This window comes from Bacteroidota bacterium, from assembly GCA_030706745.1.
Taxonomy (GTDB): Bacteria; Bacteroidota; Ignavibacteria; order Palsa-1295; family Palsa-1295; genus PALSA-1295.
The window spans coordinates 305,625-325,878 of record JAUZNX010000002.1 but is presented as its reverse complement, the minus strand read 5'-3'; the positions used below and the strand labels follow the sequence as shown (position 1 = coordinate 325,878).

Below are 20,254 nucleotides of genomic sequence, written 5' to 3'. Positions count from 1 at the left end.
CTATCGGAATTCTCCTCGCTTCGAAATGGGTTAAAGACAAGATGAGGTCCACTACATGTTAGGCTTGGCAAGTAAAACGAGTGCTTCCTGGCTCCAGGCCGCGAGCAGTGATGCTGCCTCGGTGCTCAACGATCACGCACACTGCGAGAAGAAGGCGGCGACCATGGCGATCTCTCTGCTAAACCGGTACCCCGCTAGAACGGAATTAGTCGAGCGCATGGCCGAGTTGGCCGAGGAAGAGATGGGACACTTCCGGATGGTCATCGCAAAAATGAAAGAGCGCGGCGTTATTCTTCAGCAAGACAGCGGCGATCGATACGCGCAGCAACTTCACGAGCGCATTCGCAAGCAGGAGCCTCATCGCTTGCTTGACACGTTGATCGTCTGCTCACTCATCGAGGCACGGTCATGCGAACGGTTCAAATTGCTGTCGGAATCGGCACTCGAAGAGGATTTGCGAATCTTCTACCGCTCTCTCCTCGAAAGCGAAGCCAGGCACCGGAGCGTGTTCCTCTCACTTGCGCGACTCTATTTCGAGCCGGGCGTTGTTTCAACAAGGCTCGATGAATTCGAGAGCATCGAGGCCGCTATCGTCGGGCAACTCCGCAATCAGCCGCTCATGCACGGCTGAAGGGTCATTCGTCATTCGTCAATCGTACTTCAGAATTGTCAGCATTCCAACTCGTTTCCGACTACAAGCCTTCGGGCGATCAGCCCCGCGCCATCGCGGAGCTGATCGAAGGTATTAAGCGCGGCGATCACGCCCAGGTCTTGCTTGGTGTGACTGGCAGCGGCAAGACGTTCACGATGTCCAACGTCATCGCCGAAATGGGCATCCCGACGCTCATTATCAGCCACAACAAGACGCTGGCCGCCCAACTCTATGGCGAGTTTAAGCAGTTCTTTCCGAATAATGCCGTCGAGTTTTTCATTTCGTATTACGATTATTATCAGCCGGAAGCATACATCCCTTCGACCGACACGTTCATCGAAAAGGATTTCGCTGTCAACGACGAGATCGACCGTCTCAGGCTGAAGGCCACGAGCGCGCTGCTCGATGGCCGATCGGATGTTATTATTGTCGCCTCGGTGAGTTGCATCTATGGTATCGGCTCACCGGATGAATATGCGCGGCAAATGCTGCGCGTAAGCATTGGTCAGCAAGTCAAGCGTAACGACCTTTTGCGCGCGCTTTCCGAAATTCACTATTCCCGCAACGATGTCGAGTTTCAGCGCGGGACATATCGGGTACGAGGCGATATCGTCGAGGTTATTCCCGCGTACGAGGACGAAGAAGGCTACCGAATCGAATTTTTCGGTGATACGATCGAGCGGATCGTTCAGATCAATCGCATCGATGGGAAGGTGCTTTCGACTGAGCAGCGTGCGACTATCTATCCGGCCAAGCACTTCGTAACGAGCGCACCGGAGCTTGAACGCGCAATCGCTGCCATCGAGCAGGAGTTGGAGGACCAGCTTGCGCTATTTCGCAAGCAGGGCAAGCTATTGGAGGCGCAACGCATCGAGCAGCGGACTCGGTTCGATCTCGAAATGCTGCGCGAGCTTGGCTACTGCTCGGGCGTGGAGAACTACTCGCGACATCTCTCCGGGCGCAAGGCTGGTGAGCGGCCCAGTACGCTCGTCGATTATTTCCCGGACAAATTCCTCACCATCATCGATGAATCCCACCAAACGATTCCGCAGGTGCGCGGGATGTCCGCCGGCGACCGGGCTCGCAAGGAAGTGCTCGTTGCGCACGGATTCCGATTGCCGAGCGCCATCGATAACCGCCCGCTGAATTTTGGGGAATTTCAATCGGTGCTTGGCCAAGTGGTCTATGTTAGTGCCACCCCCTCGGAGTACGAATTAGCGGAGGCCAAGGGCATTGTCGTCGAACAAATCATTCGGCCAACGGGCTTGCTCGATCCCGAGATTCAGGTCCGGCCCGTGAAAAATCAAATTGACGACTTGCTAGCCGAGATTCGGAAGCGGGCGCGTGCGAACGAGCGTGTGCTGGTCACAACACTGACAAAGCGGATGGCCGAAGACCTCACCGATTATTATTCCAACGTCGGCGTGAAGATTCGTTACTTGCATAGCGATATCGACGCACTAGAACGGGTCGAGATCCTCCGCGATTTGCGAACGGCGGAGTTCGATGTACTGGTAGGTGTAAATCTGTTGCGCGAAGGACTCGATCTGCCGGAAGTCTCGCTAATCGCAATTCTGGACGCAGACAAGGAAGGCTTCCTTCGGAGCGAACGCTCTCTGATGCAGACGGCTGGACGCACCGCGCGGAATTCCGAAGGACTGGTCATTTTCTATGCCGACAAGATGACGAAGTCGATGCAGTTTGTGATCGACGAAACGGAACGGCGTCGCGCGATCCAACATGCCTATAATGTTGAGCATGGCATTATCCCGCAGACGATCCACAAGTCATTGGAGGAGATCATTCAGTCCACTTCGATCGCAGATGTCTCGAAGAAGCAGGAAGCCCGTAAGCATGAAGCTCAGGAGAAGCGTGAGCGTCGTCAACTGACGCCACAGGCGGTGCTCAAGCACCTCGCACCCGCTCAACTTGGAGAATTGATCGAGCAGATGAAGCTGGAAATGAAAGTCGCGGCGCGTGAGATGGAGTTCGAACGCGCGGCCGACATCCGCGACGAAGTTCAGGCTCTCGAAAAAGTGCTGGCGACAACGAACCAACGTGCTTAGCCTCCTTCTTCCCCGCCGTTGCGTCCACTGTGACCGGCCGAGTATCACATCGCGCGTCCGATCGGATTATCCTCTGGCAGACTATCTATGCGAAGTCTGCTCTCGGATTCTGGAATCCGACGAGCCACCGAACGCTCAGTCACTCCAGCAGCAATTCTTGCGGGTATCGGATTTCGATGTCCAGACACTGGTGACTGTTTTTACATTTATCCCTGAGTCGCCGGTCCAATCACTGATTCATTCACTCAAGTATAGCGGCATGGTCCGCCTCGCACGACGGCTCGGAGCGTTTGCTTCGGAGTTGGCGCCTGCAGAAGTTGATTGCATCGTGCCGGTCCCATTACATCGCACACGACATGCCACGCGTGGATATAATCAAGCCGAAGCGATTGCGGACGGTCTGGCAAAGCTTCGGCATGTTGAAGTTATCCGTGCGACGAAACGTACGCGGCCAACTCCGACACAGACGAAGCTTTCGCTCCCGGAACGGGTCGAGAATATGCGGGATGCCTTTGCGCTAACGCGCCATGCGCATCACATCGCAGGCAAGAATATCCTGATCGTCGATGACGTCATGACCACGGGTGCTACGCTGGCAAGCGTGGCAGGAACACTGGTCACAGCCAATCCGAAGTCGATCAGTATTCTTGCGTTGGCCGCAGTAACGGCATAACGCAAGAGCGCCGGTCGTTAGACCGGCGCTCTTGCCAAAATCAAACGATCGTCTCGCTTACTTGTTCACGACCATCATCCGCGTAGCGGTATAATCGCCAGATTGCAGTTTGTAGTAGTAAATACCATTCGTCAAACTTGCCGCGTTGAACTCCAGCGATTGTTCGCCGGCACCCTGGACGTGGTTGACAAGCGTGGCAACTTCTTCACCAATTGCATTATACAGCTTGAGCGAAACGAGTCCAGGTGTTTGCACCGAATAATCGATCTGCGTCGTGGTGGCGACAGGATTCGGAACGCAGGCACCCAAACTGGAAATGGCGTTGCCAGCCGGTTCCACGGCAGCGTTCGCATCGTGAGTGTAAGCCGTCATAAGGAAGTTCGGGTAGTAGACCGATTCCTGCGTTGTGGCATCGGTATAATATCGGCCGCCCCAGAACCCACGTGTGAAATATTTGCCATCAGCAGAATATGCAACCCAGTAGGACCGATCAACCACGGGGTTGAGCGGGGTGCTTGGTGGATTGTTCGTGCTGTCGGCAATCACCAGGAGTCTATTACCGAATGTGAAACTGGAAATGCCGACTGCGAACGAGCCAGCATATTGGCCAAGGGTATCACTGACATCCAACGCGAGCGCTGGCTTCCATTTGACCACTGTATCGACGACCTCATGAAGGTGAATCTTGCCGATCGAGATCGTCTTCGGAGTCGTCCCAATTGGACCATTCGCCCATGGCAGCGGGAGGTAGATCGTTTCACCCGTTGTGCTGTCCACAAATGGCAGGGTGTCCACGACCATCAATGAAACGACAAGATGCGAGCCGGTCATCAAAGTATCGGCAATAAACGCGATGTGAATGCTATCGAGAAACGGCTTCGTACCTGGGGCATCGAAGCGCTCCAAATCCAAGAACCGAACATAAGGCGAGCCTGTCGGTGCCGTCAATGGGTTACCCGTCTGATCGAGAAGGGTGTCGCCGGCGGGCCAGAGAGAAAATCCATTGTCCTGAAAATAAGAAATTGAATCCTCAGCAACAAGCGGAGACAGATGATTGAAGAATGGATTCGATTGTTTCTGAGTAAACGGAGACGGGACTTGAAGTTTGGCCTCGGGGTTAACCGGCTGCATCATTCGCGGCTGCTTGATACTGGCGGAGTGTTGAATCTGCTGACCATAGCTCAGGGTCCCGAAGGTCAGGAGCACGGTTAAAGAAAAGAACGTCGTAACGGCACGTTTCATACGCTTGAAGTAAAATGAATCTCTTGAAGTCAGGAGGTCAAAGAAACCGATTTGGTCCCTCCAAATTACGGTAAAGTCATTTAACCCGAAACGAGGCAAAAAGTTGCCCCGGAAAACGAGTGGGCTGGCAACTTTTTGAAAGAAAACTTGCTTCGAATTGATGAAGCGCATAATATTCTGCGGCTTTGGAAGTAATTATGGATCGTCGTGTCTCCCGGCGCCGTTCGAGCCGTTCGATCTTGGTGCCGATCGCCTGCTGCATTCTCGTTCTTTCAATCTTCCATGCTCTCACGGCATGTGCGCAAGATGCTCCATTGCACGTTGCGAATTTAGCCCGCTCGATGAACATCGTAGCAAGCTCACGCGACGGCGCAGTTCGAATGATGACCGTACAGCCTTCGGCGCCTGTCCTTATAGATGAAGCGGACCGCCAAAATGGCGCGAGCATTCAAGCCACGGCGGTAAATGCAGTGCAGCAGCTTGCAACTCGCCTGGGACTTCCCCTATCGGCTACGATCGAGCCAGCCGCAACGCATCGTGTCGCGCAGGTCTGGCGGACATCCTTCAAGCTTTCGTATCATGGGATTCCCGTCCGCGATAGGCAATTATCCACACTGATTGGCGCTACATCTGGGAAGCTACTGGCAGTCACCAGCGATTTCCCGGCCAGCGAGCCAACCGCGCTTACGCCGATGATCGAGGCAACTTCCGTGACTCGCAATTTGGGCTCATATTTTGGCACAGATACCGCGGCAGCCATCGTGAGCCAAACCTCACCCTCTCTTGTGTATGTGGAATCGGGTGGTTCACTCCGGCTGTGTTATGAGTTCAGCGTTCGCCAATTCGGTCATGCCTGGCGTGTTACGGTTGACGCGATTACCGGGAAGCTCCTCGAGCGGAAGGATATGCTGGAGTATGTAGGCAGCGACGCGCCAACGGAGACGATTCAGGGGACGCTGCAGGCAATGATCCACCAGCATTCTCCGTTCGATTCGCTCATGACGGTGGGGTTGGACAGCGCATATCTTTCGATCGATGGAAGCCGAATACTCTCAGATTCAATCGGTAACTGGAAAACGGACGCCACTTCCCCGCTGAGCATTGTAACCGGATTCTACGGACGATTTGCCCATGTCGTTCGACATGACGCCAAGACGGACACGGTACGGCGGACCCTTGGAGCGCCATATCAAATACTTTGGAATGACGACAATTCTCATGCGGCGGAACGCGATGCATTCTATCACGCAAGTTATGCGCGACGTTACGCGCACCAGATTGACACTGGACTATCCGCAATCGACTCGCAACTCACGCTGAATGTCAATCTCGATCTTTCGTGCAACGCCTTTTACGATGCCGATAGCGTCGCGCTCAACTTTTTCCAGGCTGGCAAGCAGTGTTCGAATTCGGGCGAGGTTGCGGATGTGATCTATCACGAGTTCGGCCATCGGATCGCACAAGTCCGCTATGCGAACGGAGCGAACGGCAATCTAATTAATTTTACGCTTGGCGAGGGCTTCGCCGATCTGACCAGCGCATTTATTCGCGACGATCCGCGCATCGGTATTGGGTTTTATGTCGCTGATAGCAACCAGATTCTTCGCACCTGCAACAACACGAAGATATTTCCTCGCGATATCAGCGCCGATCCGCATCTGTCGGGTGAGATCATCTCCGGGGCGTTTTGGGACTTGCGCAAACTGCTGGGCCATGACACTGCCGAGAAGTTGTTCAATGCCGTGGAGTGGCTCAATCCCGATGCACCGGACGAAACCGCCCCAGATATACTCGAGCAGGCGTTTCTCCAGACTCTACTGGATGTTCTGCTTGTCGATGATACTGATAACGATCTTTCGAATGGCACGCCGCATTCCGCGGCGATCATCTCCGCCTTTGCCCGGCATGGGATTTCGCTTGCATCGTTCATCCAGCTTAATTTGCGGCCAATTGCAGATCAGGATACTTCGCTTCCCGGCTATGGTGTCACGGTTCAGGTCAATTACACTGGCCCATTCGGGGCGATCGACCCGAAGACACTCTTACTACACTGTTCAACGGATGGCGAGACGTTTAAGACCGAGACCTTTACCAAGATCAACGACTCGACATACGGTGCTATAACTCCGAAAGCCAACGCCGGGACCATTGTTCGGTACTATGCCAGTGCTCAACTCGCCGGTGACACCTCGAACACTGCGACCAGCCCGGCGCCATCGCAGCCACTCAGTTTCGCTGTCGGGTTCAGGCGTACCTACTTCGATGATTGCGAAAGCGATCGGGGCTGGACGCTACAGGACCCAAGCGATCTCGCCACAACGGGGCTGTGGGTCCGAGCGGTACCATTCGGGACTTACAATGTCGCTGGAGAATACGTGCAGCAGGATACCGATCACTCGCCGGGCGGGACCATGTGCTATGTGACCGGTAACGCGCGCGACCCGAACATCGATGTGGATGATGTCGATGGCGGCGCAACCACCCTGACGACCGATACAATCGATCTTTCCGGCATGACCTCACCGGCATTGCGCTACTGGTATTACTATACCAACGATCGTGGGAATGCCCCCGGCGTCCCGGTCTGGCAAACGCAAATCTCCGCTGATGACGGCGCAACATGGAAGACTCTGCAACAGACGAATCAGTCCACGAAGGGATGGACAGGGTTTCTTTTTCGCGTAAGCGATTATGTCGTTCCGTCCGCGCACGTTCGGCTCCGGTTCATCGCAAGCGATTATGTTGGCGCGATCGTCGAAGCAGGAATCGATGATGTCGAAGCGCTCTCCGGGCCCGAATCCCACGCGAGCAATGTAGTCGCATTGAATGCTGCAAATGGTTTTGGAATTAGAGCGGTCCGTCCGAATCCCGCGTTCCTCCACGGCCCATTAACCATCGACTATTCTCTGACCTCGAGATCGCATGTTACGCTCACGATCAAAGATATCCTTGGCAATGCGGTCGCGGTGCTCGAAGACCAAATGATGGAAGCCGGAAACTACGCGGCATCGCTTTCGACTGCGGCGATTGCCTCCGGTGTTTACTGGGTAACACTCGCAACGCCAGAGGCCCAATCCATCAGACGGATCGTCATTCCGTAGCGGCGCGCGCCGGACCGCATATTAGTACGCGAGTTTACGGTTCGCCGGCGGGCCGATCCGATAGACGATCTTACGAATCGTGTCGAGCTGCAAGTAGGGATAGGCCTCCTGGATCTTCTCCATCGCTTGCGCCGTCGAGAGCGCCTGGACTTCTCGCAGTTCGTGGTACACTTTGCGGATCACATAATTCCGAATGCCCATTTCGCTGATCAGATCGTGCGTGCGGAGCATTTCGAACAGCTCGTCCGGAATCAGGTCCGCGACCGGATTCGACGCATCGCCGGCGGGATTCGCGGATCGCGCAAACGGACTCGATTGAAGATCGACGAATGATTCGAGGGGATTGCCCAGCCCGGAGACGCGAGTGGCGGAGGTTCGGAGCGTCCCGCGATTGCGGCGGCGGGTGCCACGGCCTGCGCCGAGACCAACGTGAGTGTTGACGCTTGTGGAAGACGAGAATACGGTTGTTGACATAGCCTTCAGAAGATAGATGAATTCCATGTCTCTGTCCGGCAATAAAAGTGACTCGCCACTTTGAGTTGCAAGCTCCCGGTCCCGGCAGTCTGCCAGAGCGCGGAATATTGCTGTCAGTTGCCGGACCCTGGACCGGGCTCCTTCGCGGGAGATCAGGTCTCGGGTCCTTTGGATGCTGACGATTGCCAACATCCACGACTCAAAGCGGCAAGCCATCGGTCGACGATCGCTCGGCCAACAGTGATTGCTCACCACTGGACGATCGTTCATCATGGATGATTGCTCATCCATGGATGATTGCTCCTGTTTTGGAGCGACCATCCACTTGCCTCTTAGGGATAGATCGCGCTGCCCGAAAGCAATGCGCTATCCGAAAACAGAGTACCGTATCAAGTGTCTTTCTGAATGCTACTGTTTGCTTTGTTAGGGTTGCGACGTGAGATCGTTGTGATCTCAAACCGCAGCACTATTATGATGACCAACGAACCGGTAAAAGGTAACACATAAATTTAGGTCATTTTTCCGTGACCATAACATTTCGGTTACCGTGTCAAATCAGTAGCAAATGGCGGGATGGGTCGTGCGGTTCGTGTTAAGGATTTTGCCAGCGCGACATTGGCGTCTGCGCTGGGTTCGTGCAAATATACGAAAAAATCCGGGCGAGTGCAAATGAATACTCGTGTGGCGTTTCTTAAAGCCACTCATCCGTAGGGGCGTGCCGCGCACGTCCTTTTTCGGGATGCCGACGAACTTGCCGGCCGAGCCGTAGCGTCCCAGCTCACCATAGCGTGAGCATCTCGTGCAATTCAAGGGCAAGAAGTGAGGGCGACCGGTGAGTGGCAATTGCGCTTCGAAATTGTAGTTTCGCAACCTATTCCTTCGAGTTCTTAACCAAATCATTTTGTGACTGATATGAACGGTAACAACATTCCGCAATCCTGGTATGACTTCGCTGTTATGCCGCCCATGGACCCGCGCTCGATCGTACAGACGATTAGCTTCGAAGACCAGGCGGGTACCATGCGCGCCGCCTCCTTCGCTCGTAGTACAACGTGGCTGCATGCAGTACCGTGGGCCAATCCGCCTTTGATTGTTACGAATTTCGCAACTGCGGTACCAAACGTCACAGTCCCAAATACGAACGACTTCGATTCGGTCGAGGCCGCGGCAGCCTGGAACTCGCTCCACGCCATGACCGCTACGACTCCACTCTTTCCGATCGCAGTCGAAAAAATCATGTTCCTGAAAGCAGGGACCGCCTTCGTCAACAACATCTATCTTGATTTCTCAGCCGGTATTACCTCGCAGGACATCCTCTTCAGCTTTAGCGAAAATTCCCTGACAAGCGGCGACTTCACGGGCGGAGGAGCTGGCACCATTCCAGTCTTCGCATTTCCCACTGCCCCCACGTATGGCGGCACGGCACGCAACCTTCAGATCACATTGCTTCGCACGGGACGCTTCAAGGTTGCATTCCGGATTTTGGATAGCGCGGCGAACTACAGCACCTACGAGATGGAGTGGATCGTTCTGTAAACTGAGAGATTATGCCAGCCATTCAACAAACGGAAAGCCCTTTGGCCTTCACTCAGGCAGCACCGTCGTTCTTCGAATTGCCGCCGATCTTCAGCGCACCGGCCAACGCACGGGCGAGCGTGCCGACGGGCGCGCCAACGGTGATGCCGCAGGTGAGGAGCGTTACGAAGGCCTTAGCGCCTCCGTTAGTTACTGGCTGATTCGATAGTCTCGATTCCATTGGCATCACGCCGAGGCAAGCGGTTGCGCCTGCTTCGGCGCCAAGCCAATCCGCGCATTCTTGCCAGAACGGCGGCGCTTGCGGCTGCGGCGGAAAGTGCGGAGGAGCGGGGAAGCAAGCCGCGCTGAAGGCGCCCTCGCAATTGGGCGCTGCACAGAGCGCTGGCCCAGGGCCAAAGTACTGCACTAACAAGGTGGCTGATTTGGTGTACCAAATAACCAGCAGTTCAGGACGGCACACAATAGGCTTGAATTTCGAAGGGCTCAAGCAGATCGAGATTTCACTAAGTGTTCCAACGAAATCAGAGCCGGTTACGGCCACACTAAACCTTGACAAGCAGCTTGGATGGGTGTTCGATACAAAGGGCAGGCAAGCGGCATTTAACGCATTAACCTTGCAACCACGAATTCCCCCTGAGGCGACTCCGACAGATATCGCAATGGGGTTCTGGGCCGGAGTCATGGCTGGTCTTCAAATGGAAGCGAAGGTCCAAGGTGCAGGAAAAGAGAGTCAAGGTGAGATTATGGATATCTCACGGATACCTCACGGGGTTCCACGACGTTCTGCAGTGGGCGATCCTTGTGCTGGTTTTGCTAAAGATATCGGTCAGGATCATGATCTCAAGTGTAGCTTCATTGGTGATAACATGGAGGTGTTCTATCCATGCGGCAACACTGTAAGCGTTAATCTAAGGGATTGCTGCGTGCAACACGATATTGACTGTTGGTGTGGGCCACCGCAAATCGCGGGACAGTCTCCCACTCCTGTTACCCCTGCAGTTGCGTTGGCTTGGCTCCTTGTGATAAACAACAAGCTTGCCGAGTGTGTCGCTGGAAAGATCTTCGATTCTCGTGGGTCTGCAGATGTTTCGTGGTGGTGTGGAGGATCGGTTACTGCGTGGATATTTGCGGGCGCTCAAGCCGCCTTTTGGTACACGCAATTTTTCGACGCCACCCAAATGGCCACGAGTGCGATTGTTCTCATTTTTGGAGGTTCACCTGCCGTTCCGCATGATGGACGTAACAGCGACAGTTGCCTGTGTGGGGGAACGAGGCCAACGTATGCCCCTGGGATTGAAGGATATCATTGCCGCGACTTGTGCGCTGAACGAGGTCTTGCAGAAGATTGCACTAATTGTTATTGGACTTGTGACTACACCGCAAAGCCGCCGAAGAAGGTATTTGTTGGCCCGCCTCCTGGGAAGTGCTGCTGTCCAGGCACGGATCAACAGTGTAATACGAATCAGGGACCTCCGTGCGTGGGATGCGCAAAATGTGAGTGGTCCTGCGACTGCATATCCGGGAAGGGCTGGAGCATGCAATTCGATGTGGAACCAGCGGGACTTCCGTGCTGTAATGGAATGGATCCAAACAACCCGCCGCCGGTTTCATCTGGTGACGTTGCGAATTGTGAAGTTATTAGTCAACAATTGCCATGTTAACACCGGGTCTCTTCGGATTTTTACAGATAGCGCGACGTCCATTTTGGATTCTTGTTAATCTCAGCTTGCTTCTCCTATTGGAGTCTACCACAGGTCAAGCGCAAGGCATGAACTCTACGAAGATGGTGGATTCCGTGCCTACAACTGCAAGTATTGCCGTTCATTCCGTGGTCGCAGAAGCGATGTTCGCGGGAGCCTTCTTTGGTCTTCAGGGTAACAAGATCTTGCTTGGGAGGGATTGGGGTGGTGGAATCGAAGAGCTGGCGCCCGCGGCTGCTGTTCTGTCAAGTGCAGCAGCGACGGTAATATGGGGGAATGCACTACATCTCGGCCATAATGATTTTTGGCGTGTTCTGGTAGGTGAGTTCGCAGGCGCAGCTATGGGGTTTGGCATCACCGTAAACTTGACGAATTTCCCGGTTGCTCGCTACATAGCCTCCAGTACATTTTGCTTGGCTGGCGGCCTCTTGGCCTACTATCTTTGGCCGCCATCCCACCATAAAGAATAGGGTTGCCGCGATGAACGTTTCTCTCTAATATCATATCGCCTGGATCGCCTGATAGAGTGACTCTTCACGTTTGAGTTCTAACTTTTTTCTGATGTGGTACCGGGCGTTATCGACGGTTCGGAAGCTGATTCCGAGGACAGCGCCGATTTGCGGGTCGGTTAGCCCGTGCCAGATCAGCACAACGATTTCGAGTTCTCGGTGCGAAAAACATGCGCACCGTGTTTTGAGCCTTGCATGAAAGCCGGAGTCTTGTTGCCGGAGCGTCCGATTGAAGTCAGCGAAAGCCTGTGAAGTACGAGCAGTAGAAGCGTCGAGTGTGACCATCCAAGTTACGAGATGAATTGACCTGTCATTTCGAATGCGCGTTGCGAGGTGAAAGTTCCGTTTGGCACTTGCGCGGTCTCATGCATATTTTTTCAAAATTCATCGAAAAAATGCGATGCCGCGGGTGTCGAACCTTGTTATATAGGGTGAAGGGGTGTCTCTTCACGAATGTCGGCTATCGAAGCAAGCGATCCTTCGTTTCGCTTCGCTGCACTCAGGATGACGTATTTTGAAAAATGGACTTATGGTTTGCCAAATGACACCGCGACCACTTCATGAAAAACAAACAAAAAGAATACTCATATTTCCTTGCGCTGTCTGAGTGGCAACAGGTCAATGCCCGACGGTCACGAGTAATGCGCCGCCAGCAATTTCGATATGAACAGGGGTGCCGGTTGCGACATTGCTGAGTCCCTCCCGCTGGCCAAGCAAGAGGTCCTCGGCCGAAAGTGGATACTGGAGATTGGTGGTAGTGACGCGATGCGCCGTTCCGAACGGCATGAGCGATATGATTGAGCCAATCGGGCACTCGATGGTGCAGGACCGTTGAACCGCCGTCAGGAATCGGTAGGACGCGAAATCATCGTTGGCTGTGAGGCTCTCGAATCGGTCGGTCATTCGGAGCATGACGCTGAGATTGGAGATCAGGTGGTCGGACCGGAGTCCGGTTGCGCCGAGCACCACGACAGGTCCGGTGTGCGTCGCGGCGATGAACTCGAGCGCCTTCTCGAAGTCATCGTGCTGCTGATCGGGTCGCGAGAGGATCTCAGCGCCACGAGCTTCGAAAAATCTCAGGGTATCCGGCGTTATGGAGTCGAAATCGCCAACGATGGCGTGGACGTTCAGTCCGAGTTTTCGAGCGTGCTCGGCACCACTATCCGCGCAGACGATTCGAGCAGCAGATTCCGCGAGCGCAAGTGCGCGGGCCTCGCCTGGGAAAGCTCCACCAAGAATGAGAAGAACGTGCTGAGCGGGATCCAAGGCACGAGTGGAAATTACGCGACGGGCGTTTTTGGCTCGGCGATTACTCGTCCGACGATTTCCAGGACCTCGCGACGCGTCGCAGGCTTTGGCAAGTATTCGTTGCAGCCAGCTTCGAGACATCGCTCTCGGTCGCCAGTCATGGCGAATGCGGTCAGAGCGACAATCGGAACATTGGGGCAGAGTCTTCCGGCGCGAATATCGCGCGTGATCGCGAGCCCATCGCGTCCGGGAAGGTTGACATCCATAAGTATGGCGGTCGGAATTTCCTTTCGAATGGCCAACATCACGCTCTGCGCATTGGAGGCACACACGACGCGATAATGTCCGCGCAAGTAAGCTTCGAGCAGCCGCTGGGTTTCTTCGTTATCCTCGACAACAAGGACGAGCCCTTCATCCGTTGTGTCTTCCTCTTCGGCTTCGGCAGGCGGTTGGATGACCGCTTCGGCCTTGGACTGACTGGCCACAGCCGGCTTGCGGCCAACAGCCACGAGCGGAAAACGCAAGGTAACCACGGTGCCTTTGCCCTGCTCGGATTGCACTTGAATCGTGCCGTTCATCAACGTGACGAGCTTTCTGGAAATCGCAAGGCCAAGACCAGTACCGCCAAATTCCTTCGTGTTGCCAGTGTGCTCCTGCCGGAATTCTTCGAAAAGGAATGGCAAGAAATCCGGACTGATACCAATGCCGGTGTCCTCGATCGCCACGGTTGCCAGGGGCGACCCCATCTCTTCGATGAGCGAAGTACGAATCGTGATCGATCCTGCACGAGTGAACTTGATCGCGTTACTGATCACATTGGTCAGCACTTGTCCAAACCGATGACGGTCGCCCTCGATAACAAGTGTTTCGGGATGGTGCTCGACCCGAACATCAAGGGACTTCTGTCGTGCGATCCATGTGAGCGGAGTAACGGCAGCCTCGATTTCGGCGTCGATATCAAGCTCGACTTCGGCCAAATCGATCCGGCCAGACTCGATCTTCGACATGTCGAGAATATCGTTGAGCAAATTCAGCAGCCGCTTACCCGAAATATTGATAGACCGGAGAAATGTATAATGCTGCTCGGAAACACGGTTGGCCAATTCGGAAGAAAGGACATCCGAAAAGCCCAGAATGGCCGTCATTGGAGTGCGGATTTCGTGCGACATCGTCGCAAGAAATGCGGACTTCAACCGATTGGCTTTGTTGGCGCGATCGCGTTCGAGTTGGAATTGGGCGCTGAGTTCGCGGAGCTCTTGCCGCTGCTTGACAATTGCCGTGACATCCGGAAATGTGATGATGACACCAGAGATTTCCCCACCTTCCCCCATAATTGGTGCCGCGCTCTCGAGAATCCAGATCAGCCGGCCATCGGTTCGAAGAATTCCGATTTCAATGCTGCTGATTGGCTTCCCCTCGCGTAAGGCCCGCACGCCGGGCAGGTCCGTTGTTGGGACTGGAGTCCCATCTTCGAAGACCGCTTGCCAGGCTTCATCGTCGTGCCGGAGACTAGTCAGTTCGCCCTCGGACATGCCGAGAATTCGGGTAGCCGCCCGATTGACGCGGACGATCTTGCCGGTCTTATCGGAAATAAGGACTGCCTCGCCAAGTTCGTCGAACAACGACGAAAACAGGCGGCTATCCTCGATCTGCCGTTGTGGGCTGCTCAATGGTGATGCAGAACTAATTATAGACGTGACAGCCCCTTCCGGTCCGGCCGCAATTCCCAGCGGCGACTCCATCGCAGGCGGAGACGATTGGACTTTAGTCTTGCTCGACATTCGGGGCACACATATTAGAGAACAATCCCGATCCATCCAACTACCAATTGCTGAATTCAGGATGAGCTTCAGGGAAAGGAACAGTCATCCCCAAAGAAAATTCCTTCTGGATCGGCTAGTTTGTCAGGACGCCCAATTCGTCTGCCTCGCGGACCCGGCAGACTGCGGCATAGCTACAGTTTGGGCATTGGCTCTTCATCAAGTCCTGACTAACGAGCCGAAAATTGCCAGCGGCAATTCCCTCGACATACCCTTGGGCCTTTGCAATCGTCTGTTCGATCATCGCTTCCAGATCTTCGGGCGAATCGAGAATCCCGCGATTCCGCTGCCCGAGATTTTCGAACGATCGCTCCATGAACTCGCGAACAGCAAGCCCCGGCGCACGCTTCGACTCCGGATCCATCAGATGATAATAGAGCGCCGCGACGCCTTGAAGTTCAGGAACGTGACTTCGAAGCAAGTCCTCAGCCACGCGCAGATACAATGGCAACTGGAGCGAGAGTCCGCGCTCGATACTTCGAAATGGCGGGATTTCCTTGCCAGACTTATAGTCGATAATCGAAAAGGAATCGTCACTTTGGTCGATACGATCGATGCGCCCCCGCAGCCGTATCCCTCCGACCGTTACCGGTTCATCGCAAGAGAGTGTTGGATCACATGGCCCCGTGGATGTGCGATTCATCGAAGAGCCGAAGCTCACCTCAAAAAATCGTGGGCGCTGTTCGTATGGTGCAAGCTCGCGCTCGCGGCGAACGAACCGCCGCAATACGTTTTCAGTCGGTCCGGTGTCAGAGAGCAACCGCTCTCGATCCAATCGCCAAAAAGGATGTTCGGAGTGGCTTGGATGTCGCGAGGCCAGCGAGGCAAAGTGCCGCTCCGCGGCTTCCTGGAGATCGGTATAGGCACTTTCCATTTCATGCTCGGGCAAATCCTGTATCCACTGGCGCATTTGGTCGCGTCGCGTGGTCAGGAAGTCTCGAAGAATTTCATGCAGGGCGGAGCCACGTTCGCGTGCATCGAGTCCATCCTCGCGCTCTTCATCATGGCCGAGTGTCAGAACGCGCTCCGCGAAATACTTGAAGGGACATCCGGCATAGAGTTCAAGCTGGGTGACCGACCAAATCCGAGATCGGTTGTCGTCCAACGACTTGCGTTCATCGGGTGTCAATTCCGCGAGATCGAGATGCCCGCGATAGATTGTATCTGCAAACTTAGCCCGCTGTTGCTCCATCGCAAGTATGCGTGGCACACGATCGCGGAGTACCGAAACGGACTCCGTGATCGCATTGATCTCGTCGACGCCACGCTCTAATCGTTCAAGCCAATTGGGGTCCACTGCCGCAAGTTTGCCCGCCGACTCATGAAGATCGTGCCACGAGAATGCACCAATGGCCTTTGGCAACTCGTGCCATTTTACCACTTCCGAAAGGACATCGAGAAACATGGAGCGCGATAATTCACCGCCAGCGAGCGTGCGTTGCGGAACACTGAGAATAAGTTGCTTGCGAGCATGGGTCAGAGCCTGATAAAAGAGTACGCGATCTTCACGCAATTGCTTTTGCTCGCCACGCTGATGCGAATCCATCAGAAACACCTGCGGCTGATATGCTCTTGGCAGCGCCCCTTCGGCGAGACCTGCGACGAACAGGTAATCGGCTGGCGTAGCGACTGCTTGTGTCAATGGAGTAATGTGCACTACTCCTGCGCGCGCACGACCACTGAACCGATGGAAGATCGACGCCGCCTTCAATCGCTCGACATAGAACGCTACGGTATGAGGCTGATTCTGAAGTTCGAGCAGACGAAAAAGGGACTCGAGTTCTTCCGTTACCTGAATGATGGCGCGATAGGCGCGAGTGTCGCGTTCGAGATGCCCGATTCCGATTGTCTCTCGGCTCGATGCAAGAAGTCGTTCGCGCACTCCGAGATTCTCGAAAAGATTGCGCAGAGTTTGAACGAAGGCCTTTGGCTTCAACACCGTGGTAAATGGCACGAGTAATGCACGTAGATGACTGAGATCCAAGCGTGCAGCCGCAAGCCGATCCGCTTCAAAAGTCAGCCGCTCGGCTTCATCGGAATCGCTGGATGCTTCGATGGACGCGCGAATGGAATCTTCTCGTGCAGCAAGACTGCGGAGCCATCCTGCCAGATCGCCAGTAGGCCTATCGTGTAGGAGCACCGTCAGCAGGTTCTGACTGTCAATGGACTTGTCGGGCGAGCGACGAAAGTCGAAATATGGACTGCCCAGTGCGCGCCGGACCTGGCGAACGTGAGGAGTCGGACGTACCAGATCGAACAATGAAAGTAACGCGAGAAAAAGCGGCGCGCGATCGAGCCGTTCGCGATCTGCAATCTCGACCGGAATTCCACATCGACGAAAGACCTCGCGCGCGATCAGTGCGTAATCCTCAATCACCGGCATGGCGACTACGATCCGCGAGAGGTCGCTTCGCACTTCCGTATCGTGCTCCCATATCAACTTTATCTGCTTCGCGATTTCGTCCATCTCAGCCAGCGGGTTCGCAGCCTCGAAATACTTAATCTGCGGCGATGCAATAGGTTCGAAGGCTTCATCCAGATTGGTGAAGAGATGGCGTCGAAGCAATGCGCGCACATCTGCATATGTGGCAATTCCAGATTGCCCTTTGCCGATTATTTCATTCGAATTGGATTTCGACGCTTCGCGTGCGCTGAACCCCATTGCCTCTAATCTCGATTGAAGCTCGATGACACCACCAAAGAGCGAGACGTTTTCCTCATCAAAATCCAGTGAGATGATGGTGAGCAAATCGCTCGTCGAATCGAATGCGCTTAGGAGCTGCAGCGCAGGAGCTTCGAGATGATAGAAGCCATCGATGAAAATCTTTAGGACATGTGGAAAACAAGCACGAAAATCCGACTGGGCAATCGACGCGTCATCAAGGAGATACCGCTCATTGAGCAATAACGTCTGACCATACGTATCCATGAAGCGCATTTCAAGCTTCGTGTGATAGGCTCGATAGACTGCCTGAATATCTGCGGCACGACGGGATTCCGTGGTATCTCCTCGAGTGCTGCGTGATATCTTTAGCTCACGGCCAATATCATCGACGGTAATCCCATTCTCCTTGAGTTCGCGAATTGTGTTAACGACCAGTTCGAACGTCCCGCGCGGGATCGGGAAGGCATGCTCGCCCGGCGAATCGTCAGCCGTGGCCCGTTCAAAATACGTCAGTTCTCGTTTTTGAAGAAGCTCGCGGATAGACTGCTCGATCAGTACCGCACTCTCCGCATCGGACAAGAGGTAGAGTGTAGGAAATGCCATGCGACATAGCTCGCCAGCAAAATCGGCCAGCGTGAGCACGTTCGGCTTGGCAATTGCGCGGCCCTCGGCTGCTGCGACCAACTCGCGTTCCATCCGCCGCTGCGCAATGCGGTTTGGGACGATGAGTAGGAATTCCTCGCTCCGTCCTTCGCGGGCAAGGCGCTTCACCTCGTCTTCGATCGAGCGAAAACGTAATGGGCTTGGCGGGCGAACGAGGAGCGGCATGATGGATGCGAACAGAGAGAAGCCAACAAATATCTTCCAATCGGAAGCATCCGAGGTCGAAAGTATTCCCCTACGGCACCATCGCCTTATATCGCTGATAATTCGACTGATTAAGCTGCGCGGCAGTCGGGCCGCCGAGCTTGGCATGCGAAACGTCCGCCGTGACGGCATCGATGCGCTGCTGATCGACAGGGTGTGTCAGAAATAGCTGAGCAAACGGGCCGGGCTGCTGAGCGTGGGCCGCAAGCGATTTGGTAAGAAAGAGGTTCACGCCACCCGGATACCAAGGCCGACCGGGAAGTTGATTCAAATCATCGAACGAGCCCTGATCTGCTTCGCGCTCGTCATCGCGGCTAAACTTTAGGACGGAGAGCTCGGTGCCAAGTCCTGTGACGACTTGAGCAACGAGTCCCGCATTACTACCGAAGGCCATTGAGGAGATCATCTGCAATCCATATTGCTGCGTCATGTTCCGTGTTGCGTGCCGATGATCGGCATGTGTTGTCTCATGTGCCAGCACGCCCGCCAGCGCAGACTCGTCATCGATAAACTTCAGAAGCCCGGTATAGACATAAATACCACCAGCGGGGATCGTAAACGCATTGACCGTCTTCGGATCGTTAATGATGGTGATCGTATAGTGGAAATCCTTATTCGTGACGTTCGGCGATGAGACGATGCGGTTCTCGATCGACTGGAGATAATTGGTCAGGGTCGGATTATTCAGCACGGGATAATGCTGCGGATCCTGTGCTATTTGCTGACGCATTTGCTGCCCGAGCTGCACGTCGTCCGACTTCGGAAAAACATTGAATCCACCGGAGGCACACGCAGCCACGATCCCTGTCAGTGCCAAAATGGGAATGACGAATGACAAATGACCAATGACAAATGCATGGCTGCTTTTAGATTCTAGAGTCAGGTGACTTTCGCGATATTTCATATTTTCTATTCGTTATTTGTCATTTGTGGAAGCGCCCAGAGTCCAAACCGCTCTGGGTACTCAATACCTTCGAGGACGAGTCCATGTGCGGGTGCGATATATTTTGCGCGAGCGAATTCCTGCGGTCGATGTAGCAATCCTTCGAACGCGTCCGGCTCGAGCATCCCCTGCCCAACCTGCACGATTGCCCCAACTAACGCGCGTACCATCCCCCGCACAAAACGGTTCGCCCGGATCGTCAGAGCAAAGCTCGTGCCGTGAAACCGCCACCCAGCATACTCGACAAGACATCGATAATGATTCACGTCGTTGGTCCGCTTGCTAAAACTGGTGAAATCATGCTCCCCAATCAGCATTGCGGTTACGAATTGCATCTTCTCCGCATCGACATCGCGCCGAATCGCCCAGACGACGTTTCGGTCTATTGCGGTACGCTCCCGGCGGATTCGATAATGATATTGACGCGCGAGTGCCGAGTGCCTGGCGTGGAAATCCTCCGGGACCGCACGGACATCATGGATTACGATATCCTCCGGAGTGGTGGCATTCAGTGCGATAATGAGCTTATTCAGAGTCATATCCATGCCAACTGGCAATTCCGCATGCGCGACCATGCCATGTGCATGAACCCCGGCATCGGTGCGGCCTGCACCGAGCACGGCGACATCCACACCGAACAACTGCCGGAACGCATGCTCGATCTCGCCTTGCACCGAACGGCCATTTTCCTGCACCTGCCAGCCGGAGAACTCGGTGCCGTCATATTCAATGCGAATCGCTGTTTTCATGTCGGCCTC

The 20,254-nt window shown here is 54.6% G+C and carries 15 protein-coding genes; 6 read left to right on the top strand and 9 right to left on the bottom strand.

The window, feature by feature from the left end:
* The first annotated feature begins 55 nt into the window (after positions 1 to 55).
* The 3 genes from Q8902_03970 to Q8902_03960 are packed head-to-tail and all read left to right on the top strand — an operon-like array spanning position 56 to position 3,391.
* The gene (locus Q8902_03970) at positions 56 to 631 is read left to right on the top strand and encodes a tRNA-(ms[2]io[6]A)-hydroxylase (GenBank protein ID MDP4198710.1); all 576 of its coding nucleotides are present in this window, start codon (positions 56 to 58) and stop codon (positions 629 to 631) included.
* A 35-nt stretch (positions 632 to 666) separates the two neighbouring features.
* On the top strand, positions 667 to 2,718 hold the full coding sequence (gene uvrB, locus Q8902_03965; GenBank protein ID MDP4198709.1) for an excinuclease ABC subunit UvrB: 2,052 nt from the start codon (positions 667 to 669) through the stop codon (positions 2,716 to 2,718).
* Positions 2,711 to 3,391 carry a ComF family protein gene (locus Q8902_03960; protein MDP4198708.1) on the top strand — a complete coding sequence of 227 codons (681 nt, stop codon included), beginning with the start codon at positions 2,711 to 2,713 and terminating at the stop codon, positions 3,389 to 3,391. Before uvrB ends, Q8902_03960 begins: the two co-directional genes overlap by 8 nt.
* Before the next feature lie 57 nt (positions 3,392 to 3,448).
* Here Q8902_03960 and Q8902_03955 read toward each other — a convergent pair whose 3' ends face one another.
* A complete protein-coding gene (locus Q8902_03955; GenBank protein MDP4198707.1) occupies positions 3,449 to 4,633 on the bottom strand; it encodes a T9SS type A sorting domain-containing protein in 1,185 nt (394 codons plus the stop codon).
* Positions 4,634 to 4,830: 197 nt separating this feature from the next.
* On the opposite strand from Q8902_03955, the gene Q8902_03950 reads away from it, so the two are divergent.
* Positions 4,831 to 7,734 (top strand): hypothetical protein, encoded by a 2,904-nt coding sequence (locus Q8902_03950; protein ID MDP4198706.1) that lies wholly within the window; start codon positions 4,831 to 4,833, stop codon positions 7,732 to 7,734.
* 21 nt (positions 7,735 to 7,755) lie between these two features.
* On the opposite strand, the gene Q8902_03945 is transcribed toward Q8902_03950, so the two are convergent.
* Positions 7,756 to 8,235 (bottom strand): hypothetical protein, encoded by a 480-nt coding sequence (locus Q8902_03945; GenBank protein MDP4198705.1) that lies wholly within the window; start codon positions 8,233 to 8,235, stop codon positions 7,756 to 7,758.
* Positions 8,236 to 9,120: 885 nt separating this feature from the next.
* Here Q8902_03945 and Q8902_03940 point away from each other — a divergent pair.
* A complete protein-coding gene (locus Q8902_03940) occupies positions 9,121 to 9,744 on the top strand; it encodes a hypothetical protein (protein MDP4198704.1) in 624 nt (207 codons plus the stop codon).
* A 52-nt stretch (positions 9,745 to 9,796) separates the two neighbouring features.
* Here the strand turns inward: Q8902_03940 and Q8902_03935 are convergent, their stop codons facing one another.
* Entirely contained in the window at positions 9,797 to 10,150 is a 354-nt protein-coding gene (locus tag Q8902_03935; protein ID MDP4198703.1) for a hypothetical protein, read from the bottom strand.
* Positions 10,151 to 11,470: 1,320 nt separating this feature from the next.
* Between Q8902_03935 and Q8902_03930 the strand changes: the two genes are divergently transcribed.
* Positions 11,471 to 11,914 carry a hypothetical protein gene (locus tag Q8902_03930; GenBank protein MDP4198702.1) on the top strand — a complete coding sequence of 148 codons (444 nt, stop codon included), beginning with the start codon at positions 11,471 to 11,473 and terminating at the stop codon, positions 11,912 to 11,914.
* Positions 11,915 to 11,944: 30 nt separating this feature from the next.
* On the opposite strand, the gene Q8902_03925 is transcribed toward Q8902_03930, so the two are convergent.
* From Q8902_03925 to truA, 6 genes are all read right to left on the bottom strand, one after another.
* A complete protein-coding gene (locus tag Q8902_03925) occupies positions 11,945 to 12,238 on the bottom strand; it encodes a helix-turn-helix transcriptional regulator (protein ID MDP4198701.1) in 294 nt (97 codons plus the stop codon).
* 333 nt (positions 12,239 to 12,571) lie between these two features.
* Positions 12,572 to 13,219 carry a thiamine diphosphokinase gene (locus tag Q8902_03920; GenBank protein ID MDP4198700.1) on the bottom strand — a complete coding sequence of 216 codons (648 nt, stop codon included), beginning with the start codon at positions 13,217 to 13,219 and terminating at the stop codon, positions 12,572 to 12,574.
* A gap of 14 nt (positions 13,220 to 13,233) precedes the next feature.
* Positions 13,234 to 14,982, bottom strand: coding sequence for an ATP-binding protein (locus Q8902_03915; GenBank protein MDP4198699.1), 1,749 nt, complete (start codon positions 14,980 to 14,982; stop codon positions 13,234 to 13,236).
* A gap of 115 nt (positions 14,983 to 15,097) precedes the next feature.
* Positions 15,098 to 18,514, bottom strand: a complete 3,417-nt coding sequence (locus tag Q8902_03910; protein ID MDP4198698.1) for an exodeoxyribonuclease V subunit gamma — start codon at positions 18,512 to 18,514, stop codon at positions 15,098 to 15,100.
* A 70-nt stretch (positions 18,515 to 18,584) separates the two neighbouring features.
* Positions 18,585 to 19,457 (bottom strand): M48 family metalloprotease, encoded by an 873-nt coding sequence (locus Q8902_03905; protein MDP4198697.1) that lies wholly within the window; start codon positions 19,455 to 19,457, stop codon positions 18,585 to 18,587.
* A 5-nt stretch (positions 19,458 to 19,462) separates the two neighbouring features.
* The gene (gene truA, locus Q8902_03900) at positions 19,463 to 20,245 is read right to left on the bottom strand and encodes a tRNA pseudouridine(38-40) synthase TruA (GenBank protein ID MDP4198696.1); all 783 of its coding nucleotides are present in this window, start codon (positions 20,243 to 20,245) and stop codon (positions 19,463 to 19,465) included.
* Positions 20,246 to 20,254 lie beyond the last annotated feature (9 nt).